Here is a 24,147-nt window from a genome sequence, read left to right on the forward strand (position 1 = left end):
CCCACCCTACCCCTGTATTTAATGTTGATAAGGCACTACAAAGGTTTCATGAAGGCACTGAAATCAGGCTTTTGGTTCAGACGGTATTGATAGACTACGTAAAAAGCCATGATGTTTTTCAGGTAGTTTCTTGTTTCCCGCCATGGCAGGGTTTCAATCCAGACGTCTATGTCACCTGACGACTGGTTTTTCATCCAGTTTACCGCCTGCCTCGGGCCAGCGTTGTAAGCGGCAGCAATTAACAAGGGATGGTTGTGGAAGCGTTTGGACAGATGCTGCAGATACGCAACCCCGATGTTAATGTTTTTTTCTGAAGAAAACAGCTGAGCCTTGTCCTTGTATTGAATTTTTTCCTTTTTAGCGACCAGATTGGCTGTGGACGGCATCAGCTGCATCAGGCCGCGTGCACCTGCGGGAGAGACTACGTCTTCTCTAAAGCCGCTTTCCTGACGAATGATGGCGTAAATAAACTCTTTGGGTATGCGGTAGTTTTTAGCATGTGCGTTGACAATCGCAATATAGGTCAGTGGAAAACGCAGAGATAATTGATTGGCCAGTTCTGGGTTGTTGCTGAGATAAACCGATTTGCCATGCCATTGCAGCTTACTGGCCAGCCAGTAAATCAGAGCGCTTTTATGCTCTTTTGGCAATTCAAGCATGAAGTCGTTGAGAAGCCGCGAGGCCTGGGTCGACTGGTTACTGTTATAAAGGGTCTTAATATTATTGGTAATTGGCTGGTAGGGTCTTAGTAAGGCCGTGTTGGTACTGATGTTTTCATTCTCGAAGCTGGGCTTGCTGTGCAGACGCATGCTGGCCAGAAATCCGTAGTAATTACGGTTTTTTGCCAGATTCTGGTAAATAAGGGTGGCTGACTCTTTTTGTTCCGTTGCTTCCTGTGCGCGGGCGAGCCAGTATTGCCAGCATGGGCTGTCCTTATCGTTTGAAAGCGCGATCAGTTTGATAACCCGCTTCCATTGCTCCCGTTTCAATGCATAGCGGATTTGCCAGTCAAGAAGGGTATCGTTGTAATAGGCGGGTTTGACTCTGGCAAACCATTCTTCAGCATCGTCGGTGTTGCGCATCGCTTTATACAAAGCCACCTGCGCGAGAAATGCCTGCTTTTGTGCTGTGTTCAGCATTTTTTGTGTGTGCGGCAGTTTCCAGAAGTCCAGGGCCCGGTCCATGTTGATGGATACCAGTCGTTTCATGCCATATAAGTAAAATTCACTGTGCAATTCACCCGGGCCAATTTTCGTGACACGGGAAGGGCTTTGCGAGGCGAGCGTTAACAGCTGTGCTTCTTTCACCCGTGGTTTTTTGTATTGCATTAACAGCTGATGTGCGAGGGGCAGATTTTGTTTTTCGAGGGCGAGACTGATGCGCTGAGTAATTAGTTTTTCATCAAAATCACTGGATTGCCGCAGCATGGAAAACAGCACATCACAGGCTACAGGCAGCGTATCGCCGCTGAGCCACAGTCGGCGGGCTTCTTTAAGTGCCAGCTCGGGTTGCCCAAGATAAAAATCGGCTCGGTGATAAAAGCACTGCAGATTTAAGTCGTTACTATGGCGATACCATTTTTTATAGTTTGCCCAGTCTTTTTGGCGCGCCAGTTGATAAAGCCATTTGTCACGCAGCTTGTTACTGAGGGGGCTGTCACTGCTGATAAAGGCTAAAAACGCTTCATCACTGGCATCGACAGGCAGATTCTCATTCCAGTGAGAGTAGGCCATAAAGCGTTCATAATAATCTGTGCCCGTGCTCGCTTCGGCATTGATACTGAACCAGACAATGCCAAGAATAATAAGTACAGTTTTCATAGCCTCTCAATCAAGCCAGCCGTTGTCGCATGGCGGCGAGGGTGGTTTTGTAGTCAGGGCTTGAGAATATAGCAGATCCCGCAACAAATTGCGTTGCGCCGGCGTCTGCCAGTTCCTTTATATTGTCAACCGTCACGCCACCGTCAACACAGATGGGCAGATCAGGGTAGTGTTTTTTGATGAATTTAATTTTATCCATCATTTCGGGAATAAGCGTCTGCCCGCCGAATCCAGGATTGACCGTCATGACCAGCACGAAATCGAGACGATGCCGGCACCAGAGCAGGACATCAGGCGAGGTAGCCGGGTTCAGAACACAACCTGCCAGCGCACCTTGCTGACGTATCAGCTGCAGGCTGCGATCGAGATGGATACTGGCATCGGGATGAATACTGATACGGGATGCGCCAGCTTTGGCAAACTGAACAATCAGATCGTCAACCGGATTTGTCATGAGATGAACATCTATGGTTACATTGGGAAAACGATTGCTCAGAGCCTGACAGATAAACGGGCCAATGGTCAGGTTGGGAACGTAGTGATTGTCCATTACATCAAAATGAATCATATCCGCGCCCGCCTGCATAACGGACTCTACCTCTTCACCCAGGCGTGTCATGTCAGCGGAAAGCAGCGATGGGGCAATCAGACAGGTCATGTTTTACTCTTTAGTTGAACAGGGATGCAGGCTGGTTCAAAACCGTAGCCCGGATTAGCGCCATCGTAATCCGGGATCCGAGCCACATCATACCCGTATTACGCTGTCGCTAATACGGGCTACAGGTTGAATGATGAATGGCTTACCGCCTGCGCCCGGTTTTAGTTATCAAATGAATAATTGAACACCAGATTTCCAGTTACCACTTCAAAACGCGAGTTCAGATAATCGAGCTTTCGGGTAGACATATAACGGAAATCCCAGCCCAGAGACGTATTGTCGCTGAGGAAATAATTCAGACCCAGAATAGCCTGTCCAATCGGCTCGTTCGAGCTGGCTTTGGCTGTCAGGAAATTCAGCTGGTAGTTATGAATGAAAAAGTCAATCGAGTTTTGTACCCGCGCGTAACCAATCCCTAGACCAACATAAGGCACCCAGGTGGTATCCATGTTCTCTTCGTCGTAAATGTCGAAAAATCCGTTGATGAAACCGGCATACATATTGCTGTGGCCGCTGAGGTTCAGGCCCTGCACATTATGGCTGCTGCCAATCGTGAAATAACCAATGCGCAAACGATCGTAAGAGTTAAAGTTATAATTCAGCTCTCCCTCAACACGAAACTTGTCGCATCGATAGCCAAGCTGTGCACCGGCATTTCCGCCGACATTGTAGGATAGCTTAGCAGGAATACTGGCGAACTCTGGAAAAAAAGCGACAAAAGGGTTGCTGATGCTGAACGATGTACTCGGGGCATAGCTGAATCCCCCCATGAGTCCAGCATACCAGCCCTGTGCCGGTTGATAGGCGGATGCGATGCCACTGGCCAGCATGAGTCCGGTCAGGCCCAGTTTTGAATATATATTCATCCTATATCCTTATTTATAACTGCTTTGGTTAAATCGATAAATGACGCCAACGCTGCCCAGATGAGCCTGGAAGAATTTACCCAGCTCGCTGACACGATCGGTACCGACGTAACGGTATGCGATATTGACAGCAAAATTTTCGGCAAAATTATAGGTAAAACCACCGGTAGCCTGATAGGCAAATACGCTGCTCTCACCCGTGTAGCGGGTACTGAATATCGGGCCATCGCTGTTCAGTACGCCCTGAACCCAGCCATAACCCAGACCTACGCCAAGAAAAGGCTGTATGGCCGGAACCATGTCTGGAAAATCGTAATATATGTTGGCCATGGCCAGATTGGCTGTTGTGCTGCCGTTTACGCCAAGCTGTGGGATATTATCGATGGTAAATTTTTTCAGATTAGCGGTTATGTAGGTGTATTCACCTTCATAGCGCAGCGGATTGCTTTGGTAGCCGATGCGCGCACCGGCATGATAGCCTGAGTTATAGGCGGCGTTGTTTCGAGCAAGTCCGTATCGGGTAATGTCTACGTTTTCTGGTATATAACTGTATCCGCCGAAGACGCTGCCGTACCAGCCCTGAACCGGAGTGGCTGCAAAGGATGCGCCTGATGCTATCAGCGCGGCAGAAAAAAGTGCAATTCTCATGACGTCCCTTTTTTATTATTAGTTTAAAGCCACTCCATGTTATCGATTTACTTTTATTTTGCAAGTAGCTTTTGAGGCTTGTATTCGGCCTGTGTTCCGCTAAGATGATATAAGTGACCAGGGAAAAGCCAGACAGGATTATATTCAAGGAGCGATGTATGCCAGACAAAACCATTTTTTCCGACACCAAAGCCTTTACTCAAAAACTATATGACACCCTAAACAGCCTGGACAGCCAGACACTCCTTGATGCTTTAAAGGCGGCTAAACAAATTTACTGCGGATGCAGTTACATGAAGAGCAGCCTTGTTCGACTGAAGACCATGCTGAAGAATATTCGTGCCCTGCCTGATTCAAAACTGGAATTTGTCGGTATTTTTTTCAGCTCCGGGGCATGGGAGCGCTACTCGGCCAATACGCTGGTCATGATTGCCCTGATCAACCTGACCGATCACAAGCGGACAAAAGAAGAAACAGACAGTTATCTGCACGAAAAAATTGTCCAGGGATTAAGTAAGGGACTGCGGATGCTGATTCATACCGGCATCCTCTACACGGGTAAAACGGCGAAAGACAGTTACCGGGAGCAGCAGGATCGTCTGAAATCGCTGATTTTCACGGTCCCTAAAATGCCGGATGTTTTGCTGGCAGGCTCACGGGAGGAGGGGGCGCTGCTGAAGAAAAACAACCCGGAAAAATACGTTTATGCCTTATCGGAAAGGCGCCTTGCCTCAGGGAATTCAAGCTGGGAGCTTACCTGGTTTGATGAACGGTGTAGTCCGGCCTATCTGAGGCTGAGCCCAAGACTGTCCGCTTTGTTGAACACCCTGACATCGTTTAAATTACCTGAACCGGGCGATGAGCGTTACGATCAGTTGAAATTCTGCTGCCACGAATTGTTCCCGGCGCATTCGGATGTGTATCTGTTTGACGACAGGGATACCGCCCGTGCTTTTGCCAGCCTTCATACGGATAAATTTGTTTTTTGTTTAAACGCAGTCGAACAAAACGCCTCCTCGTCATCATCTTCTTCGTCCTCTTCGAACACGTCAGTCATCAAATGGAAACTGACCTGTTATGATCGTAATGGACGAGAAAAGCTACTGTTGATTTCGCCAGGCATCGCCAGGATGTTGTCAAGGCAGGATGCGCAGTTTGATTTGTGCTCCTACGCCGGGTTTCAGATTAAACAGTATTGCCACAGCGTGGCTGATGATCTGTTGAGGGCGATTCATGTCGTGATGGCGCCTAAACCCGACGATCTCACGTCGGTCTATGTTATCGAGGGCAGCAAACTGACCTGGCACGGCAGTATCGGACAAGGTCATGATGTAGATGTGAAGGACTTCCCCGCACTGGCGGACTGGCTGGCGGGCAATCCGGGGCGCACCGGGATTCGTGATGACGAGCGTGTGTACCTTAAAACGCTGCTGCGGCATGTGTATATTCAACGTGACGTTGATCCGGAAAAACAGAGTCTGGTCAAAAACAACGCTCTGAAGCATCTGAATCTGAAATTACCGTTTGTAGCGACTAACAACCTGGCCGCTCTGCCGCGGTTTCGCCTGATACCTGAAACCTGGTATCTGGTGCGGGAAAATCTGGATTCGTCCAGGGACTGGGTTTTGTATCTTCGTCGCAAAGGGTTGCCGGGCAACCCGTCGTTTATGGAAAAAATTAATACTGAGGACTGGAAAACTTTCCATGAAACGCTGCAGCAGAACGATGTGATGCCTGAATCGCTGTCTGCATCTGCCATCGAGTCTCTGCAAAACTCCATTCTCAATTATTCAGATGTTGAAAAGCAAAGCAAAAACACCTGTTTTGTTGTGGCTGATCTGGGGCAGGTTGATCCGCAGCGCGAACGCAGCGATTCGTTTCTGCTGAGCAAGAGCGAGAATGGATGGAGCATCGCTTATGTAAACTCGCTGCAACGATTGCTGCCTGTTGAATGGCAGACATTGCCTGACGTGGCGGCGGTGGTGCAGACACTGCCCGATGAATCCGCCGCGTTAAATCGTGAGCACCTGGCTGCCCTGACTGACTGTCTGTCCAGGCACAAGCCCTCCAGCCGCCTGAAAATGGATCAGTTTTCGAATATTGAGGCCTATTTCCGTGCGCTTACCAGCGAGGGGCGCGCCGCTGGGTCGGTGGCTGCGGAGGCAGCGGGGTCTTTGCCCCCAGTGGCTGAAGAAGTACCACCCCGAGAATCAGTAAAAACCGGTAAATTTGCCAGTCAGTTTGCAGCCATGGAGGCCTTTTTTTCTCCGAGAAGGGCGCAGGCTCCAAAGGAAGATCTCATCGCCTCTCAGAGCCATACTCCCTGAAGCCCGAGGTAATAGGGTAGCGCCAGTCCCTGCCAAAGGCCCGGTTACTGATTTTGATGCCCGGGGCGGCCTGACGGCGTTTGTATTCGTTGCGCTTGATGAGCTTAAGAATCTGATGTACTTCAGCGGCGGGGTAACCCGCGTTGATCAGCGCTTCCGCACTCAGATTGTGCTCCATGTGATCCTTAATGATGGCGTCCAGCAGAGCATAATCGGGCAGGCTGTCCTGATCAGTCTGATTGGCAGCCAGTTCCGCTGACGGCGCACGGGTGAGCACCCGCTCCGGAATGACCGGCGAGCGTTGATTGCGATAGCGCGCCAGCTCGTAAACCTGCGTTTTCAGCACGTCCTTCAGCACAGCGAAGCCACCGGCCATGTCACCGTAAAGGGTGGAATAGCCCACCGCGGTTTCGCTTTTATTGCTGGTGGTGAGCACCATATAACCCGTTTTATTCGACAGGGCCATCAGCAGCAGCCCCCGGATACGGGCCTGCATGTTTTCTTCGGTGGTATCCGGCGCCAGGCCGGCAAAAGAAGGCTCAAGCGTTGTCAGCAGCGCCTGGAATGCCGGTTCTATGGGCAGCACTGAGCCGCGTACGTTCATGCTGGTCAGCTGTGCTTCGGCATCCTGTCCGCTCATATCCGCAGTGTAGCGCGAGGGCATCATCACGGCCTGTACCCGATCGGCGCCGAGCGCATCGACAGCGATAGCCAGAGTGAGTGCCGAATCAATCCCGCCAGACAGGCCCAGCAACACGCCGGGGAAGGCATTTTTCTCCACGTAATCACGCAGCCCACAGACCAGGGCTTCGTAAATGAGTTGATCATGACCAGGCAATGGATTGATGCTGCCTTTTATTTGTCCATCCTCAAAGTCAATCGTTGTTAACGACTCAACAAACGCGGGGGCACGGGCCCGAATGCTGCCCTGTTTATCCAGAACAAGGGACTGACCATCAAACACCAGCTCGTCCTGACCGCCAACGGTGTTGACATAAACAATGGCCAGACCGCGCTCTGCCTGAGCGACTAATAATTCTTCCCGTTGCCTGTGTTTTGCATCATGAAAAGGAGAGGCGTTCAGACACAGCATGGTATCGGCACCCGCCTCAAGAGCCTGATCAACGGCTCTGGCATGCCAGATGTCTTCACAGATGCAGATGCTGAAACGATGATTATTGACCTCAATGACGCAGGCACTGGCAGCTCCAGGTGTAAAATAACGGCGTTCGTCGAAGACCCCGTAATTAGGCAGTTGCTGTTTGTGGTAGATGGCTGCGCGCGCACCCTGGTAAAATACGCTGGCAGAATTATGGATTTTGTCAGCCCGACGTGAAGGATGCCCAACGATGACCCGGGTGTCCCGTGTAGCCTGAGCGATCTGCTCCAGCGCCCTGTCAATCTGATGCTGAAAATCGGGGCGCAGCAGTAAATCTTCCGGGGGGTAACCGCATACGGCCAGCTCGGGGAATACGATGACATCATGTTGCGACTGTCGGGCTTCAATTATCTGAATTATTTTTTGTGTATTGGCCTGAATCGCTCCGACGGTGGGGTTGATTTGAGCCATTAACAGCGTGGTTTTCTTCTTCATGTCAGTGCCGGGAAAGCAAAACTGTATGGTATCACAGTTTTTATCTCGAGTTACGCACCGGTACAGCGCCCTTCTCCCTCAAGGGAAAAGGGGGCAGATCGTGCCGATTGATTAACTTCCGTTTAGGTTTAGATGGGACAGCCCCTGTTTTTTATTCCCATATTGGATTAAATTGACTTAAAATTCGCTATAATGTCAGGTTCACTTGGTTAAAAATGTTGGTTACTAGATGCTGAAAGAAGCCTTGTCACGTATGGCTGTTGTGTTTTCACCCAACGTGTTGATGCAGGGGCAGGAATATCAGCGGAAGGGATACGTGTTGAGCACCCGTTTGAGCGATGGTTTGCTGAAGGGACGGGTAAAAGGGCGATCGGGTCGGATTTATGACGTTCACGTCGATCTGAAATCCTGGCCGGGTAAGCCTGCGCATTGCAGTTGTCAGTCAGGCGTTAACTGCAGGCATACTGCCGCCAGCCTGTTTTCCCTCCAGGAAAAAGAGAACCTGTTTATTCCAGCGCCCGGTGACCAGTCTGGTCAGGAGTCTCTGATCCACTGGCTGGATTCCCTGCGCGCGGGGCTGCCCGAACCCGAGGCTTCGCAGAAATCGCATCAGGTTGTGTATCTGCTTGAGCCACAGTTTACCGCTCATGAGCATCGAGTTCAGGTTCGCCTCGCGCTGGCAAAGCGCCTCAAGCGGGGTGGTTTTGGCCAAAAGCCTGTGTTTAACACCGTAACGCCTCACCGTCAGCAGTATTTCACCGATGCCGATGACGATATCATCGAAACCCTGCTGCAAAAATACGGTGCAAACAGCTGGTTCGATCGCTTTGCCGTGCGCAACAGCGAACTACTCGAGAAAATCGTATCCACAAAGCGTGCCTTTCTCTATCACGAAGACGAAGACATACCGCTCGAATTCGACAGCAGCAGCGATGTCAGCCTGCGCTGGCAGCTCCGCTCAAATGGCACTCAGCATCTGCTGCTTGAGCGCGATGGCCATGTTGTAAAGCCCTTAATTCTTGATACCCCCTGGTATTACGATGAAGAGGAGCATACCTTGGGGCGCTTTGGCGAATCCCTGCCGCCAGGACAATTAAAAAAGCTCCTGGACATGCCCTCCGTTTCGCCAGAACAGGCCGCCTGCATTGCCTCTATGCTGAGCGAATTAAATCCTCAGTTCCCAAGACCGGGTGTCTATCAAAAAAAACAGATACGCTCACTAACGCCCACGCCCGTACTGATTCTCGACGCGGTAGAGACGAGAGAGGGAAACGGCGAAAATCTGGATGATTCCGGTTATCTGTTTGTCTGTGACATCTGCTTTGACTACGCCGGCATGCGAACAGACAACGATGATACCAGTCAGGCCCTTGTCTATGCGGAAGGTGATGTCCTGAACGAGATTGAGCGCGATTATCTTTTTGAAAAGACCAGGCGTGAAGAATGCGCCCAGCTGCTGCCGGCCCGTGCCGCCAGCCTGCAGGATAAATTAAACGCGCTTGATGATGTACGGCATCGCTCCGTATTGATTCATTATCGCAGCGAAGCGGACTTGCCCCGCCTGCATCAGAACATCATACCTTTATTGAAAAACAAAGGCTGGACAGTCGAGTTCCGGCACCCGGTTTTTGCTCAGGTTGTTACCGCTGATGAGATCGAGTGGTTCTCCGAGCTGCGAGAGCGCGGTCAGGACTTTTTCGCCTATCAGCTTGGTATTCTGGTGGAAGGAAAACAGGTCAGTATTGTTCCTCTGGTAGCTGACCTGATTACCCGCCTCGACCACGATACCATCGACGATTTAGCTGACGATTCGCTGGTGTATCTGCCCTTGCCTGATGGGAAGCGTCTGCAGGTGAGCATGGCGCGAATCAAACCGCTGGTACGTTTTTTACTGCATTACGGCAGTCGGGTGATTGACGACGAACGACAAATTCAAATCAACCGCTATCAATTTCTGTTGATGCAGGAAACGGAACAGGCTATTGCTGCAACCAATGCGCGCTGGGTGGGAGGAGAGACCCTGCGTCAACAGCTGCAGCAACTGGTGGGATTAAAGGAAATCGACAATGTAACGCTGCCCAAAGGTTTGAATGCCAGTCTTCGTGACTACCAGCATCAGGGGCTGAACTGGCTGCAGTTTTTGCGGAACTGCCGTTTCGGCGGCGTCCTTGCCGATGATATGGGGCTTGGAAAAACGGTGCAGACCCTGGCTCATTTACAGCTTGAAAAAGAGCAGGGTCGTCTGACCCACGCCGCGCTTATCGTAGCCCCCACCAGTCTGGTGGGAAACTGGTATGAAGAGGCCAGACGCTTCACGCCTGATTTGAAGGTGCTGGTCTTTCATGGTGCTGAGCGCCATCAGGACGAGTTTGATGAGTACGATGTGGTGATTTCGACTTACGGCCTGATTCAACGCGATAAATTCCGCTTTGTGGGGCACAGCTTTTACTATCTGATTCTTGATGAAGCCCAGTTTATTAAAAACGCGCGCGCCAAAACCACGCAGATTATCCAGCAGATTAAAGCCAGTCATCGTTTGTGCCTGTCGGGTACGCCTCTTGAAAATCATCTGGGTGAGCTCTGGTCGCTGTTTCATTTTCTAATGCCCGGTTTGTTGGGTGATGCGCGGCAGTTTCGCCGGTTTTTCAAAATCCCCATTGAAAAGAACGCCAGTCAGGAGCGGCGGGAGCTGTTGGCCAATCGCGTCAGGCCCTTTATGTTGCGCCGAAATAAAAACGAAGTGGCGCGCGAGTTGCCGGCCAAAACCGAGACCACTCAGTTAATTGAGCTGGACGGTGTGCAGCGCGATCTTTACGAAGCCATTCGGATGAGCATGGAGAAAAAAGTGCGCGAAGCGATTGCGCGCCAGGGCATGGGGAAAAGTCATATTGTCCTCTTGGATGCCTTGTTAAAGCTGCGCCAGGTCTGCTGCGATCCACGCCTGCTGACCATTCCCGAAGCCCGGATTGCCCACGGTACGTCCGCCAAGCTGGAAGCTTTGATGGCGCTGATTGATAATCTGGTGGCTGAAAATCGTCGTGTGCTGGTGTTTTCGCAGTTTACGTCCATGCTTGAATTGATTGAGCAGGAGCTAAAGGCGCGCACCTTCCCGTACCTTAAGCTGACGGGGCAGACGCAAAATCGCCAGCAACTGGTTAATTCATTTCAGGAAGGCGACGTGCCGGTTTTTCTGATCAGTCTGAAAGCAGGGGGTACTGGTCTGAATCTTACCCGGGCTGACACCGTTATCCATTACGATCCCTGGTGGAACCCCGCGGCAGAAGATCAGGCAACAGACAGAAGTCATCGTATCGGTCAGGAAAATCCGGTGTTTGTCTATAAGCTTATCGCCGCAGGCACCGTCGAAGAAGCCATTCTGGCCATGCAGGACAAAAAGCGGCAGTTATTTGATGGCATCCTGTCGAACAATATAGCGGGCTCAGGGGCCCTGACAGCCGGTGATGTTGAACAATTTTTCGCCCCTTTGGTTGATTTACAGTAAGTCATAACCTACACTTCTAAATGTCGGAATCATAAGGAGAAGGCAAATGAAGCAATGGAAAACGTTTTTGGCGTTGGTATTCACCGTGTTGTTTGTCCCTGTGGCAATGGCTGGTTCTTCACCCGCAGGAACCTGGACAACCATCGACGACAAAACGGGGCAAAAAAGGGCGGTTGTCCGGATAAACGTGTCTGGTGGTAATCTGTCCGGTACCATCATGCAGATTTATCCTCAGCCAGGTGATACCGGTATCTGCAGCAAATGCCCAGGTGCCTTCAAAGGCAAACCCATCAAAGGGATGACTTTTGTGTGGGGCCTGAAAGACAAAGGCAATGGCGTTTGGGAAGGTGGCCAGATTCTTGATCCTAAAACAGGTAAAGTTTACAAAGCCAAAATCACCATGGAAGGCAACAAACTCTATGTACGTGGCTATGTAGGCGTATCAGTTCTTGGCCGGACTCAGGTCTGGGTAAGATAATCCCCTGATTTTTTCAAAAAGACACACGATAGTGTGTCTTTTTTTTTGTTCGGGTTTACAATAGTCCTCAACACGTTTTTTTTATCGATTAGAATATGGTAGACGTTCAAACTAAAAAGCAATCCTCTGTTGATCCTCTGCGGCGTCCTCCCCATTCGGCCGAGGCAGAACAGTCCATCGTGGGTGGATTGATGCTCGACAACCAGGTCTGGGACAAAATCAGCTCCAAACTCTGCGAAGCCGATTTTTATCGCACAGAGCATCGCATCCTCTTCCATGCGATAGCCGACCTGGCCAAACGCGAACAGCCATTTGACGTGGTGACGCTGCTTGATACGCTGAAAACGAATAACCAGCTTGACGATGCGGGCGGCGAAAGCTACCTGTTCGAGCTGGCCAACAATACGCCGAGTGTGGCGAACGTCAGCGCTTACGCTGATATTGTGCGTGAAAAATCCGTTCAGCGGCAATTAATCGCCATCGCAAGTGAAATTGCCGATTCAGCCTATAATCCGGCCGGACGCGAAGTGCCCGAGCTGCTGGATCTGGCTGAGACACGGGTTTTTGCGATTGCGGAACAGACTGGCGGTGATGGTGGGCCTGAAAGCATCAAGTCTATTCTGGTGCGGACTGTGGAAAAAATCGATGCCCTGTATCATAACGGGGATGCGATCACGGGACTTGCGACCGGTTTGACCGAGCTGGATGAACGCACGTCCGGACTGCAGCCATCGGATCTGATTATTGTTGCCGGTCGTCCGTCCATGGGTAAAACCACCCTGGTTATGAATATGGCTGAACATGCCGCCATTCGCGGAGGAAAACCGGTGCTGGTGTTTTCCATGGAGATGCCCTCCGATTCGCTGGCAATGAGGATGATGTCTTCGCTTGGGCGAATTGATCAGCATCGAATCCGTACCGGGAAACTGGACGACGACGATTGGCCGCGCGTAACCTCGGCGGTGCATATGCTGTCTGAAGCGCCTTTGTTTATTGATGATACGCCCGCTTTAAGCCCCTCGGAAATGCGTGCCCGCGCAAGGCGTCTGGCCAAAGAACACGGGCAGCTGGGTTTGATCGTAGTCGACTATCTGCAGTTGATGAAAATCGCTGGCTTTAAAGCGGAAAACCGTACAGCGGAGATCTCTGAAATTTCGCGAAGCTTAAAATCGCTGGCCAAAGAATTAAAAGTTCCGGTTATCGCCTTGTCTCAGTTAAACCGGAGTCTTGAGCAGCGTCAGGACAAACGTCCGGTTATGTCGGACCTGCGGGAGTCAGGTGCTATCGAGCAGGACGCCGACCTGATCTGCTTTATTTATCGTGACGAAGTATATAATGAAGACAGCCCGGAAAAAGGGGTGGCGGAAATCATCATCGCCAAGCAGCGTAACGGTCCTATCGGTAAAGTGCGTGTGGCGTTCCTCGGTAAATACACTCGTTTCGAGGATTTGGCGTTTAACGGTTATCAGGATATGGAATAACGTGTCCAGACCAACAGGTGTACACATTGATGCGGCCGCGTTGCGGCATAATCTGAACCAGGTGCAGCGACACGCTCCGGGGAGGCGCATTATCGCCATGGTAAAAGCCAATGCCTACGGCTGCGGAATTGGTCATGTGGTTCCTGTTATTGAGGATCAGGTTCACGCCTTTGGTGTGGCCTGCCTTGAAGAGGCCATGGCGATACGTAAGCTGGGTGTGAGCCGTGACTGCGTCTTGTTTCAGGGGGTGTTCAGTGCCGCGGAGCTGCCGATTGCAGCTGAGCTTGGTTGTTACTGTGTACTGCATCAGGCCCATCAGTTGCGCTGGCTGCTGGAAAATCCCCTGCCTCGAACAATACGTGTCTGGGTGAAAGTGAACACTGGAATGAATCGCCTCGGCTTTTTGCCTGATGACGTGTATGACGTGCTCAGCGCCTTGCGTGCCTGTCCCTGGGTGGACGATGAGATCGGTCTGATGACGCATTTTGCCAGTGCCGACGAGCGGGATAATCCCAGTAATCAACAACAGCTGCAGAATTTTCAGGATTTGCGTCTGCCCTCCGTGCCCTTGATCAAAAGTCTCGCTAATTCCGCTGCCATCATGGCCTTGCCGGAGTCTCTGGCCGATGTTGTCCGCCCGGGAATCATGCTGTACGGTGTATCGCCCTTTGCCGATCAGACGGGTGTGCAAAACGGTCTCGTTCCCGTGATGCGCTTTTTTTCAGCCGTCAGCGCCATCCATCATTATACCGCGGGTGAGCGCCTTGGCTATGGCGGTACCTGGACGCTTACTCGACCGTCTGTCATTGCGGTGGTGGCGGCGGGCTACGGTGATGGATATCCTCGTCATATAGCCACTGGTACGCCCGTGGCCATTAACGGCAGCCTGGCGCCCATTGTCGGGCGTGTCTCCATGGACATGATGACGGTGGACGTGACGGACTGCCCTGGTGTGTGTCTTGGTGATCGTGTGGAGCTCTGGGGGGAAACCATTCCTGTTGAGACGATTGCACGATCCGCTGGTACCATAGCTTACGAGCTTATTTGCCAGTTTTCTCCGCGCGCGTCGTAAGTATGGATAATTTATAACCGTGATGATAGAATTACGATCGATTTAATACCTAAACTACAGGTGAATGTGCATGAAAAAATTAGTATTAGCATCACTCGCGTTGTCAGCCTGTCTGACAGGTTGTGCTGAAATAAATAACGAAGGCGTTGGAACCGTGACCGGCGGTGTGGTCGGTGGGTTACTCGGCAGCCAGTTTGGTGGTGGTTCCGGACGTGTTGCAGCAGCTGCCGGCGGTGCCTTGCTGGGTGCGTACCTTGGCGGTAATATTGGTCGTACAATGGATAGACTGGATCGCCTGGAAATGCAGCGTGCGCTGGAAACAGCTCCTGTCGGTCGCGCGGTCAGCTGGAAGAATCCAGACACCGGCAACAGCTACACCGTGAAACCAACCAAAACCTATTATGCAAACCAGCAGCCATGCCGTGAATACACGACCCATGCCTTGATTGGTGGCAAGTCACAGGAAATTTATGGTAAGGCCTGCCGTCAGGCAGATGGATCCTGGCGCGTTGTAAACTGATATCTGCTTCATCCCGGATTACGGCTTCGCCTAATCCGGGCTACGATCCTTTCTCCGTATTGTAGCCCGGATTAGGCGAAACCGTAATCCGGGGTTTCAAATTCCTCACGATATCTCAATCCCCTTACATAATTGTGCTATAATTGAACAATGGTTAGCCGTGTTTTTTTAACCTGTCAGGGAGTGTGTCATGGCGAATTTGATTTATTCCATTCTTCCCAATCCAAAGCGACCTATTATCTATGTCTACCCAGATACTACCGTGATGGAGTGCGTGAAAATAATGTGTGACAATAATATTGGCGCTTTGGTTGTCCGCAGCGATACCGGCTTGCCCGGAATTGTAACGGAACGTGATCTGGTGCGTTCCTGTCTGCTGCCGGGCCTTGACCCCAATACAGCAACTGCCGGAGAAATTGCTTTCCGTGATGTGAGTGTGCTGAGTGTGAACGATACGGTTGAACAGGCAATGGAAACCATAACCAATACCCGGCGCCGCCATGTTCTCGTGCGTGAACAAGGCGAACTGGTGGCTATCCTGTCTATTGGCGACCTGCTGCTTCACCTGCTTGAAGACAAAAATCTGGTGATCAGGCATCTGGAAAATTACATTACCACGTGATACCGTGGTTTTGTTCTTATTAAACAGGAAGATACATGCGGATTCAGGGTAGAGGATGGCTGGCGTTTTTTTTGTCTTGTTTTTTATCCATGGCCTGGGCGGACGGTTCCCCATCCCAGTGGTTTGAAAAAAACGCTGGTCAGCAGGCAGATTTGCGTGTTGATATGTTTTTGTCCAGTGATTGTGTGCATTGTCAAAAAGCGGATGCCTATCTTCAGAGCATCGAAGCAGACAATCCCTGGTTGCATGTACAACGTCACATGATTAATACCGATAGATCCGCGCTGGAACTGTTTAATAATTACTTAAAGGCGCAAAACGCACCTGATTTTAAAGTACCATCCATATTTTTCTGTAATACACGCTGGGTTGGTTTTTCTGATGCAAAAACCAGTGGCTCCATGCTGCTGAAAGGGTTGAACTACTGTCGTCAGTCTATTGATCAGGCCGGGCGTCTGACACCCGCTACCCAACATGTGCTCATGCAAATGGCCTACAGGGCCAGCATGGAAGGCAGTCCTTCTCTGTTCTCGTTTCTACCGCAAATGGCGTTGATGGATGTGATGATGTACACCACACTGTATTCCATTCTGGCATTGTTTGCCTTTTTGTGGATACAAAAAAACCGCCGTGATCGGGTCGTGACCCTGATTTTATTTCTGCTCGGCACCGGACTGGCTCATCATCTACAGCAGGCGCATCTGGCCCTGTCCTGGCAATTAATGCACATGCTGCGCTGGCCTGTGATGTTTCTTGGCCTTGGGCTGGTATCTTATGTGGCGGCCTTCCATCATAAGGGCCTCGCTAAAAAAACAAATCTGCTCAATTTCGTGTCCTTGTTGATGGTGTTGCTCACGTCCTTCGCCGTGCAGTTATACCAGGTATATCCGGCCGTGAGCTTTACACCGGATATACCTGTTATTTTTCAGCAATGGCTACTGGATCAAAACTATTCTCCCAGCCACCAGGTTGCGGTGGAGTGGCTGTATCAACTGGTTTATCTCGGAATTATTACTGTGATGACAGGTCTGATCTGGGCTTTGTGCCGATATAGCCGCTATCTGAGCCGGCATGGTCGTTTTATTGCCGAATTCAGCTGGTTATACCTGCTTCTTATCGCCCTGATTCTGATTTTTACACCGGCTCTGTTTAGTGAAGCAGCCTTTGCCATGGTCTGTGTGCTCTTGGCACTGATGGCAACCTGGCTGGCGTTTAAGACATGGCTGAAGCAGTCTGGCACTCGCCATGACGCATCAGCTCCGTCAGAGTAAGCAAATATACTTGATCTCTCCCCGGCTATTTGGGATCATCAGTCAAAATGTTTAACAGGCAGGCGTATGACCAGATTGATTGATATCCCGGTGGTGGTTGAAAGCGGGCAAAAATACAAAACCGATCACGGTGTTGTTGCGATTAAGGATGGTGTTAAATCGGTTTCCTCCGAGCATGAACGGTTACCTAAACCAAAATGGCTGCGCATCGTCAATCAGATTACTCCGGCCTACAGCAAAGTTAAGGACGAAGTGGTCAAGCACCGTCTTGCTACTGTCTGCGAAGAAGCCAAATGTCCTAATATCGCGGAATGCTGGTCGCATGGCACGGCTACGATTATGCTGATGGGTGCGGTATGCACGCGGGCCTGCCGTTTCTGTGCCGTGGATACCGGCAACCCACATGGCTGGCTTGACGCAAACGAGCCTGCCAACACAGCCAATACGGTTGCACTGATGAATCTTGATTATGTGGTACTGACCTCGGTTAACCGTGATGATCTCCCCGACGGTGGCGCCAGACATTATGCTGACAGTATCCGCGCCATTAAAGCGCGTTGCCCGAAAACGAAAGTGGAAGCACTGACACCTGACTTTCAGGGCAGTGAGCGCGACGTGGCTGTATTACTGGACAGTGGTGTCGATGTGTTTGCTCAAAATGTGGAAACGGTTGAGCGCTTGACTCATCCTGTGCGCGACAACCGCGCTGGCTACTGGCAAACGCTGAAGGTACTGGCATTTGCCAAGCGTTATCGTCCTGACGTACTGACCAAAACCAGCCTGATGCTTGGGCTTGGGGAAACGGATGAAGAAATTATTCAGACCATGGACGATTTACGCGCACAGAATATCGACATTCTGACCCTTGGACAATACCTGCAACCCACCAGAAATCATCTGCCCGTGATGCGTTACGTTACACCGGAAAAATTCCTGGAATTCCGTGAAATTGGTCTTCAGAAAGGTTTCTTTGAAGTTGCCTCTGGGCCGCTGGTTCGTTCCAGCTATCGTGCGGATCGCGTGTTCAAACGCGATAACCTGGGACTCTAGTACCGTTTCTATTTAGTTTTGACATGTAGCCGTCAGGCCAGCACTATCCCTCGTTTATCCAGGCGCTTCTTTATCTGCAGCGCCGCCAGACCCATCAGTATGCCGGTGCCCACGGCAGCCAGCCCTACAAAAAAGTAATAATGCTGATACACCGGCAGACTCTGCATGGCAGAGGTCATGTTCTCTGGAATGGCGACAAACCCCGCCAGACGTCCGGAAATAGCATTGGATAAGGAGCTGGCCAGATACCAGACCCCCATGGCAAAGCTCAGGCTGCGCGCATCACAGTATAAACCAATCATGCTCAATCCTACTGCGCTGACCCAAAGCTCAGCCAGGGAGATCATGACGTAGGTTAAGCCAATAAAATTACCGTTCACCAGACCGTCTACTGCAATCGTCGCGGAATAGGCCATTAACAGCAGGGCCATGCCAGCCAGTATCGTGCTGGCAGCGAACTGGTAAGGGATTATAAAACGCGGAAACTGGCGGTAAAATCTGGGCAGCTGCATCCCCAGCAGGATAATCAGTATAGGATTCAGCATCTGGTAGTGTGCGGGTGATACGGAAAACGAAAAGAGCTTTAAATTGGAGTTACTCTGAGCAAATAGAATCAGCGTGCTGTTCATTTGATTGTAAATAACAAAAAAAACCACTGCCTCGATAATTAACAACAGGGCAATCATCTGCCGGGTTCTGGTTTCACCTGACAGGCGCAGGGTCTTGATCAAAAACCAGAGAATACCCAAAGCACAGCCGATGCTGATAATCAGACTGGCCAGATAAACATGTGAATATGCCAGCAGGGTAAATACATAGATTCCGCCCAGATAGGCAAGCAACTGATATCGGGATATTCGATTCATGGGTTGGGTGTCTTTACCCCTGACGACGTTGTCATAGAGCGAATAGCGCCGTGTAAAATTCAGGGCGGCAATGGCTTTGCCCATAAAGGCCACCGCCAGAATCGACAAGGGCCCGTAACGGCTATCCAGCAGCGAGGGTGCAAGAACAGTTGCCAGCAACGCGCCGACGTTAATAGCCATGTAATAATAGGTCATGGCTGTTTTTGCCTTGATGGCGTCATCGCTGTAAATATGCGACACCATGCTTGAAGCCGTACCCATCAGGAGCGAGTTGGTAGCCGGAATCATTGCGTATGCGGCAATAAACAGGCTGTCGCCCATGTTGCCGAGGGTAAGGCCGCTTAACATGACCAGCAAATAAGCGCATGCCAGCATCACGCTGCCCATGGCAATGGCGCGCCGTATCCCCAATATCTGATCGGCCATGAAACCGCCCAGAATCGGCATAAGATAGCCCGTTGCCTGCGAAATTCCAATGAATGCGTAGGCTTTGGCCTGGCTGTAACCCAGCCCCTGTTTCATCAGCGGGCGGGTTAAAAACAGAATCAGTACGGTATTCAGAGCGTAGACGGAGAACTGGCTCCAGAAGGTGATGAAAATAATGTTACTGCTTTGCTGTTGACGCGTGTCCCAGACGGGGAGGATATTTTTAACGGCTTGTGTGAGCACAGAATCTCCTTTCTGTTTTTACTCCAGTCCGCCCAGTCAGACAGCTCAGGAACTGGGCGTTTCTACTTTTTTGCCAGCACCACGTCAATGACATGCGTATCATGATAGGGAAAGGTGAATATCTTGCTGAACAGACGCTTCAGTCGTTTGATCAGGAAGCTTTTGGGCAGCATTCTCATCGAAAGGCTGTTTAAAAACCAGGTTCCTTCGATGCCGAATTCAGCCAGTTCATCGATGTTGTTCAGGGTAATGGGCAATCGAAGACGCTGATGCTGGATCACTTCAAACTGATGCTGTTTGAACGCGTTCATCAATTCATCATGACCGGAGGCCACGGTGGTATTTTTTACCATGGTTTTATAAAAATGCCCAACGACCTTGCTCAGCAGTCTGTCTTCTGAAATGAATCTGGCCAGTTGCTGCTGCGCAACAGGAAACGATTCATAAGTCGTGGTAATAATTGAAAAATGGCCGTTTGCCCGGGTCATTACCTCGGCCTCGTTGAAGAGTGTCGTTACAGGAATGTAGGCGTTGATAAAATGAGCAAGCACCAGATCCTGGCTGTGGTGAGGCAGAAATTTTTCTGCTTCGGCAGCGCTGGCTTCGATGGTTGTCAGTTTGAGTGCCTTACTGGCACGTGCCAGCATTTCTGAGGAAATATCAATTCCGGTGAAAACAGCCTGTGGCATAAGCTGTTGCAGTTTTTTCAGAAACGCGCCGTTACCCACGCCCAGATCAAGAACTTTATAACCTGGGCGAAGGCCCAGATGTTCCTGGCTTATTTGAGCAATCGCCACACGGTGGCTTTCGCTGATTGATCCAAAGCGATCGGCTGTTTCGTATTGACCAGCCAGTTCATTATACATGGCCTTCAAGGACACGCAGACATCCGGTAAGTTTATGTAAAGTCAGTATATATCCAAACAAAGACAAGTTGCGATACTTCTTTGTGATTTTTTCGTGGAATTTATCTATTGACAGATGGAGAGGTATCCTCTGCAACGGGCGTTGCAGAGGATAATGACATTACTTATTGGTAAGCATAAGGTGTCATACCAGCAGGCATAACCGCATAGCGATGCATGTACGATTCTGCTTTCAGGCCGGCCATACCAACAGCACCCATGATACCAGTTGTGCTGAGTGCACCATTGGTAGTCAGGTAAATTGGTGCAACACCCAGTGCAGATCCCCAGGAAGTAGCACTGTTTGTCATCGCTGCAGATGCATTACCAGTAACCATCAGAGCCAGGTTGCTGATTGGTGTGGTTGGTGCAGTGAAGGTAGTAGCTGCTGTAGCTACAGCTGGTGGTGTAGTATTGGCTGTACTGTCGTACTGAACTACGCCTGCACTTGTTTTCAGAGCAGTAACGTCTACGCTGGTGATGTCAGTGCATTGTGTAGTTGAATGAGTCTTAGTGCTGTCCCATTTAACTGTTACTACACCGCCAATTGCAAGAATTGGTGTTGTAGAGCAGGGGCCAGTAGCATCATTAACCACGACTTTAACTGAAGATGCAGAAGAACCGGCAGAACCGTTCACAACCACACCCACAGAGTTGATAACAATCAACTGTCCGCTGGTTGGGTTAGACGCAAACAGTGAACCAGACAAGCCCAGTAAAGAAACGGCAGAAATGGCAACCAATGATTTTTTCAGATTCATAAAAAGTTCCTTTTTCATAATAAATTGAGTAAGTAATAGACAGACTTTGAGCAAAATCATCCATACAAGCAATCCATTGCCCTCAAATAGGTATAACACACAGATGTAAAATCCACAAATCGATTTCATTTTTAATTTGATGACAGCTCGCTACTGAAAAATACTCCAGTCTGTCATTCCCGCACAGGCGGGAAACCATCCTGGAGCTGGTCCCGAGCCTGATTTGACCATAGATCTCCGCCTGCGCGGGGGACACTTACATATCCCTACGCCCCGCGACTCGTTAGCGGGGTCCAGGTGTGCAAAAAGATTCCGGACCTTTATTTCTTCAGGAGCGACCGTATTCATCCTGGAAGCGGACAATATCGTCCTCGCCCATATATTCGCCGCTTTGTACTTCGATCATGATCAATGGCAGGATACCGGGATTTTCCAGACGATGTTTATGTCCGGCAGGGATGTAGGTTGACTGGTTGGTGCTGATGTATACGTCCTGCTCTCCGTTAACGATTTTGGCCATACCGCTGACCACTATCCAGTGTTCACTGCGATGATGATGCATTTGCAGACTGAGACTGGCTCCTGGCTTTACTTCAATCCGCTTGATTTTATAGCGGGGACCTTCTTCAAGGACCGTATACGTTCCCCAGGGACGATGCACGGTCCGATGCAGCTGATGCGCCTCATGTCCATCCAGCTTGAGCTGAGCGTAAATGCGTTTGACCTCCTGATCGCGTGATTTATCGGCAACCAGCAGGGCGTCTGGCGTGTCGATGATAAGCAGATTGTCGATGCCGACTGCACCAACCAGACGTTCGTTGCTGCGGATGTAGCAATTGCTGACGTGATATAGAAGGGCTTCTGCCTCAACCTGATTGCCATTGGCATCGCTTTCCGACAGAGCGCTTAAGGCATTCCAGGAGCCGATGTCACTCCAGCCAATACGACAGGGAACAACCGCAACTTCATTTGATTTTTCGATGACCGCGTAATCAATCGAGTTTTCAGGCACCAGGGCGAAGCTGACCGGATCCAGTTCCAGCTGGTTGAATTTGCTGCCGCTGGCTCGTCGTGACAGCTCGATGCAGGTCTGGGTTGCCGATATAATTTCAGGACAATGCTTATGCATTTCCTCCAGTATGCGTCCTGCCTGAAAACAAAACATGCCGGAGTTCCACAGGTAGCGACCGGATGCAAGAAACTGCTGTGCCACGTCGAGAGATGGCTTTTCAACAAAACTCAATACACGATTGCCTTCGGACTCGATGTAGCCATAGCCTGTTTCAGGACGTTCAGGCTGAATGCCAAAGGTCACCAGCCTGCCTTGCCCGGCCAGCAGAACCGCTTCATCAACCGCCAGACTAAAGGCATCCAGATCGGAAATGAGGTGATCGGCAGGCAGAACCAGCATCAGGGCGTCATCGCCATATCGGGCATTTACTTCCAGTGCCGCGGCGGCGATGGCGGCAGCGGTGTTTCGGCCAAAGGGTTCAAGGATGAAAGACAGAGCGAGTCCGGCGTGGTTCACCTCACGAAACTCATCGTCTGATTTAAAGTACAATTCGCGGTTAGTCACCGTGATTATTTCTTCCGCGTCACTGGCAAAAGCCCCTCTGAGAAAGGTTTTTTGCAGCAGACTTTGCCCGTCATTCAGCCGAATGAAGGGTTTGGGGTGTCTTTCCCGCGACACAGGCCATAGCCGCGAGCCGGCTCCGCCGCATAAAATAATCGGTATTAATCGCATGGGGACTCCCTCATTTTGATGCCTGCTCACCCACTTAAAGCTCGTGGATGGCTTTTTTATTACGCTGAATTTTTGTATTCTAACACAGCCCGAATGGTTCGAGGATACATTCTTAATCGAGTGCAATTTATCATATGTAAATTTCATTCAATGAAATCAAGGTTTTTCATGTTCATGGTGTCCTGCTGTCTTTTGTTTCTTGCTTCCTTGCTGTTTACGGGCCTGTTTCGCCGCTGGGCTATCGCGACTCACCTCCTGGATATACCCAACGAACGAAGCTCGCATCAGGTGGCTACACCACGTGGTGGCGGCCTGGTTTTCGTTGTGCTTTTTCTGTTGCTTTTGCTTGCGTCCCGGTACCTTGGTTTCGTTGATGATTCCCTCTTTTTCCCATTTTTTACAGCCGGCACGATCATTGCCACGACGGGTTTTGTAGACGACAGAGTTCAACTGTCGGCCAAATGGCGCCTGCTGGCACAGATTGTGGCCGGACTGCTTATCATCCATGAGGGCAGTGGTTTCCCCCCGCTGCCTGTTTTTTCCTGGTATATTCCGGCGGGCCTGGTTTTAAATGTTCTCGGTTTTTTTTATTTTATCTGGATGATTAATCTGTACAATTTTATGGACGGAATCAATGGCCTGGCAGCGCTTGAAGCCATTAGTGTCTGTCTTGGCGGTGCTTTGCTCTGGTGGCTGCATGGTAACGATTCAGCGATGCTATTGCCTCTCGGTCTGGCTGCTGTATGCGGAGGGTTCCTCTATTGGAATTTTCCCAGGGCCCGCATTTTTATGGGCGATGCCGGCAGTGGATTTCTGGGGCTGTCGCTGGCGGTCTTATCCCTGCAGGCTGGTAAATATGAACCAGGTTTGTTCTGGGCGTGGCTGATTTTGTCTGGCGTGTTTATTGTCGATGCCACGGTGACCCTGATAAGACGAGGACTGAGGGGAGAGCGGGTTTTTAGTGCCCACAGCCAGCATGCTTACCAGCACGCCGCCCGGACGTTCGGCCGACATGCTCCGGTTACCCTGGCTGTTGTGTTGATTAATCTGGCCTGGCTGTTGCCCTGGGCGGTCCTGGTCGCTACACAGCGACTGCAGGGTGTGACAGGGCTGTTGATTGCCTATACTCCGCTGATTGTTCTTGCCTGTCTGTTTCAGGCAGGGCGCCGGTAGCCCGGATGCACAGATTTCAGAACCACGCTGAGTGGCCTTGTCAGGCCGGAACAAGCCCTGTCGTTTAATTGAATTGCAAATACCCCTCATGTACAATATCGGCACACTAAGTTTTTGGAA

Annotated in this window: 19 protein-coding genes; 10 read left to right on the top strand and 9 right to left on the bottom strand. The window is 50.6% G+C overall.

What is annotated here, in order from left to right:
* Positions 1-35: 35 nt before the first annotated feature.
* The 4 genes from ACQUTA_RS01515 to ACQUTA_RS01530 all read right to left on the bottom strand — a co-directional run bounded on the left by ACQUTA_RS01515 (position 36) and on the right by ACQUTA_RS01530 (position 3,992).
* A complete protein-coding gene (locus ACQUTA_RS01515) occupies positions 36-1,820 on the bottom strand; it encodes a lytic transglycosylase domain-containing protein (protein WP_444986415.1) in 1,785 nt (594 codons plus the stop codon).
* Positions 1,821-1,830: 10 nt separating this feature from the next.
* Complete coding sequence (rpe, locus tag ACQUTA_RS01520; protein ID WP_444986416.1) at positions 1,831-2,478, bottom strand: ribulose-phosphate 3-epimerase; 648 nt, start codon at positions 2,476-2,478, stop codon at positions 1,831-1,833.
* A gap of 161 nt (positions 2,479-2,639) precedes the next feature.
* Entirely contained in the window at positions 2,640-3,344 is a 705-nt protein-coding gene (locus ACQUTA_RS01525) for an outer membrane protein (protein ID WP_444986417.1), read from the bottom strand.
* Positions 3,345-3,353: 9 nt separating this feature from the next.
* Positions 3,354-3,992 carry an outer membrane protein gene (locus tag ACQUTA_RS01530; protein WP_444986418.1) on the bottom strand — a complete coding sequence of 213 codons (639 nt, stop codon included), beginning with the start codon at positions 3,990-3,992 and terminating at the stop codon, positions 3,354-3,356.
* A 158-nt stretch (positions 3,993-4,150) separates the two neighbouring features.
* Here ACQUTA_RS01530 and ACQUTA_RS01535 point away from each other — a divergent pair, with 158 nt between their 5' ends.
* Positions 4,151-6,319: a hypothetical protein gene (locus ACQUTA_RS01535; protein ID WP_444986419.1), complete on the top strand. Its 2,169-nt coding sequence runs from the start codon at positions 4,151-4,153 to the stop codon at positions 6,317-6,319.
* On the opposite strand, the gene ACQUTA_RS01540 is transcribed toward ACQUTA_RS01535, so the two are convergent.
* On the bottom strand, positions 6,291-7,913 hold the full coding sequence (locus tag ACQUTA_RS01540) for an NAD+ synthase (protein ID WP_444986420.1): 1,623 nt from the start codon (positions 7,911-7,913) through the stop codon (positions 6,291-6,293). The genes ACQUTA_RS01535 and ACQUTA_RS01540 overlap by 29 nt on opposite strands.
* 229 nt (positions 7,914-8,142) lie before the next feature.
* On the opposite strand from ACQUTA_RS01540, the gene ACQUTA_RS01545 reads away from it, so the two are divergent.
* From ACQUTA_RS01545 to lipA, 8 genes are all read left to right on the top strand, one after another.
* Positions 8,143-11,415 (top strand): DEAD/DEAH box helicase, encoded by a 3,273-nt coding sequence (locus ACQUTA_RS01545; protein WP_444986421.1) that lies wholly within the window; start codon positions 8,143-8,145, stop codon positions 11,413-11,415.
* 46 nt (positions 11,416-11,461) lie between these two features.
* On the top strand, positions 11,462-11,893 hold the full coding sequence (locus ACQUTA_RS01550) for a DUF2147 domain-containing protein (protein WP_444986422.1): 432 nt from the start codon (positions 11,462-11,464) through the stop codon (positions 11,891-11,893).
* A gap of 95 nt (positions 11,894-11,988) precedes the next feature.
* Positions 11,989-13,374, top strand: coding sequence for a replicative DNA helicase (gene dnaB / locus ACQUTA_RS01555; RefSeq protein WP_444986423.1), 1,386 nt, complete (start codon positions 11,989-11,991; stop codon positions 13,372-13,374).
* A 1-nt stretch (position 13,375) separates the two neighbouring features.
* The gene (gene alr, locus ACQUTA_RS01560) at positions 13,376-14,446 is read left to right on the top strand and encodes an alanine racemase (protein ID WP_444986424.1); all 1,071 of its coding nucleotides are present in this window, start codon (positions 13,376-13,378) and stop codon (positions 14,444-14,446) included.
* Positions 14,447-14,516: 70 nt separating this feature from the next.
* Positions 14,517-14,966 (top strand): RT0821/Lpp0805 family surface protein, encoded by a 450-nt coding sequence (locus ACQUTA_RS01565; RefSeq protein WP_444986425.1) that lies wholly within the window; start codon positions 14,517-14,519, stop codon positions 14,964-14,966.
* Between the two features lie 190 nt (positions 14,967-15,156).
* Positions 15,157-15,588: a CBS domain-containing protein gene (locus tag ACQUTA_RS01570; protein ID WP_444986426.1), complete on the top strand. Its 432-nt coding sequence runs from the start codon at positions 15,157-15,159 to the stop codon at positions 15,586-15,588.
* A gap of 35 nt (positions 15,589-15,623) precedes the next feature.
* Positions 15,624-16,859, top strand: coding sequence for a thioredoxin domain-containing protein (locus tag ACQUTA_RS01575; protein ID WP_444986427.1), 1,236 nt, complete (start codon positions 15,624-15,626; stop codon positions 16,857-16,859).
* Between the two features lie 66 nt (positions 16,860-16,925).
* On the top strand, positions 16,926-17,909 hold the full coding sequence (gene lipA / locus ACQUTA_RS01580; RefSeq protein WP_444986428.1) for a lipoyl synthase: 984 nt from the start codon (positions 16,926-16,928) through the stop codon (positions 17,907-17,909).
* A gap of 32 nt (positions 17,910-17,941) precedes the next feature.
* On the opposite strand, the gene ACQUTA_RS01585 is transcribed toward lipA, so the two are convergent.
* The 4 genes from ACQUTA_RS01585 to ACQUTA_RS01600 form a co-directional block, all read right to left on the bottom strand.
* Positions 17,942-19,444, bottom strand: a complete 1,503-nt coding sequence (locus tag ACQUTA_RS01585) for a peptide MFS transporter (RefSeq protein ID WP_444986429.1) — start codon at positions 19,442-19,444, stop codon at positions 17,942-17,944.
* Between the two features lie 62 nt (positions 19,445-19,506).
* Positions 19,507-20,325, bottom strand: a complete 819-nt coding sequence (locus ACQUTA_RS01590; protein WP_444986430.1) for a class I SAM-dependent methyltransferase — start codon at positions 20,323-20,325, stop codon at positions 19,507-19,509.
* A gap of 149 nt (positions 20,326-20,474) precedes the next feature.
* Positions 20,475-21,110, bottom strand: a complete 636-nt coding sequence (locus tag ACQUTA_RS01595; RefSeq protein ID WP_444986431.1) for a hypothetical protein — start codon at positions 21,108-21,110, stop codon at positions 20,475-20,477.
* Between the two features lie 328 nt (positions 21,111-21,438).
* Positions 21,439-22,854 carry a mannose-1-phosphate guanylyltransferase/mannose-6-phosphate isomerase gene (locus ACQUTA_RS01600; protein ID WP_444986432.1) on the bottom strand — a complete coding sequence of 472 codons (1,416 nt, stop codon included), beginning with the start codon at positions 22,852-22,854 and terminating at the stop codon, positions 21,439-21,441.
* A 150-nt stretch (positions 22,855-23,004) separates the two neighbouring features.
* Between ACQUTA_RS01600 and ACQUTA_RS01605 the strand changes: the two genes are divergently transcribed.
* Positions 23,005-24,027 (top strand): MraY family glycosyltransferase, encoded by a 1,023-nt coding sequence (locus ACQUTA_RS01605; RefSeq protein WP_444986433.1) that lies wholly within the window; start codon positions 23,005-23,007, stop codon positions 24,025-24,027.
* Positions 24,028-24,147: the final 120 nt, after the last annotated feature.

The sequence above is a fragment of the Legionella navarrensis genome, from assembly GCF_052527415.1.

Bases quoted from the DNA above. Each gene is read 5' to 3' on its own strand.
- ACQUTA_RS01515 (WP_444986415.1), bottom strand. From the start codon at position 1,820: ATGAAAACTGTACTTATTATTCTTGGCATTGTCTGGTTCAGTATCAAT.
- rpe (WP_444986416.1), bottom strand. From the start codon at position 2,478: ATGACCTGTCTGATTGCCCCATCGCTGCTTTCCGCTGACATGACACGC.
- ACQUTA_RS01525 (WP_444986417.1), bottom strand. From the start codon at position 3,344: ATGAATATATATTCAAAACTGGGCCTGACCGGACTCATGCTGGCCAGT.
- ACQUTA_RS01530 (WP_444986418.1), bottom strand. From the start codon at position 3,992: ATGAGAATTGCACTTTTTTCTGCCGCGCTGATAGCATCAGGCGCATCC.
- ACQUTA_RS01535 (WP_444986419.1), top strand. From the start codon at position 4,151: ATGCCAGACAAAACCATTTTTTCCGACACCAAAGCCTTTACTCAAAAA.
- ACQUTA_RS01540 (WP_444986420.1), bottom strand. From the start codon at position 7,913: ATGAAGAAGAAAACCACGCTGTTAATGGCTCAAATCAACCCCACCGTC.
- ACQUTA_RS01545 (WP_444986421.1), top strand. From the start codon at position 8,143: ATGCTGAAAGAAGCCTTGTCACGTATGGCTGTTGTGTTTTCACCCAAC.
- ACQUTA_RS01550 (WP_444986422.1), top strand. From the start codon at position 11,462: ATGAAGCAATGGAAAACGTTTTTGGCGTTGGTATTCACCGTGTTGTTT.
- dnaB (WP_444986423.1), top strand. From the start codon at position 11,989: ATGGTAGACGTTCAAACTAAAAAGCAATCCTCTGTTGATCCTCTGCGG.
- ACQUTA_RS01565 (WP_444986425.1), top strand. From the start codon at position 14,517: ATGAAAAAATTAGTATTAGCATCACTCGCGTTGTCAGCCTGTCTGACA.
- ACQUTA_RS01570 (WP_444986426.1), top strand. From the start codon at position 15,157: ATGGCGAATTTGATTTATTCCATTCTTCCCAATCCAAAGCGACCTATT.
- ACQUTA_RS01575 (WP_444986427.1), top strand. From the start codon at position 15,624: ATGCGGATTCAGGGTAGAGGATGGCTGGCGTTTTTTTTGTCTTGTTTT.
- lipA (WP_444986428.1), top strand. From the start codon at position 16,926: ATGACCAGATTGATTGATATCCCGGTGGTGGTTGAAAGCGGGCAAAAA.
- ACQUTA_RS01595 (WP_444986431.1), bottom strand. From the start codon at position 21,110: ATGAATCTGAAAAAATCATTGGTTGCCATTTCTGCCGTTTCTTTACTG.
- ACQUTA_RS01600 (WP_444986432.1), bottom strand. From the start codon at position 22,854: ATGCGATTAATACCGATTATTTTATGCGGCGGAGCCGGCTCGCGGCTA.
- ACQUTA_RS01605 (WP_444986433.1), top strand. From the start codon at position 23,005: ATGAAATCAAGGTTTTTCATGTTCATGGTGTCCTGCTGTCTTTTGTTT.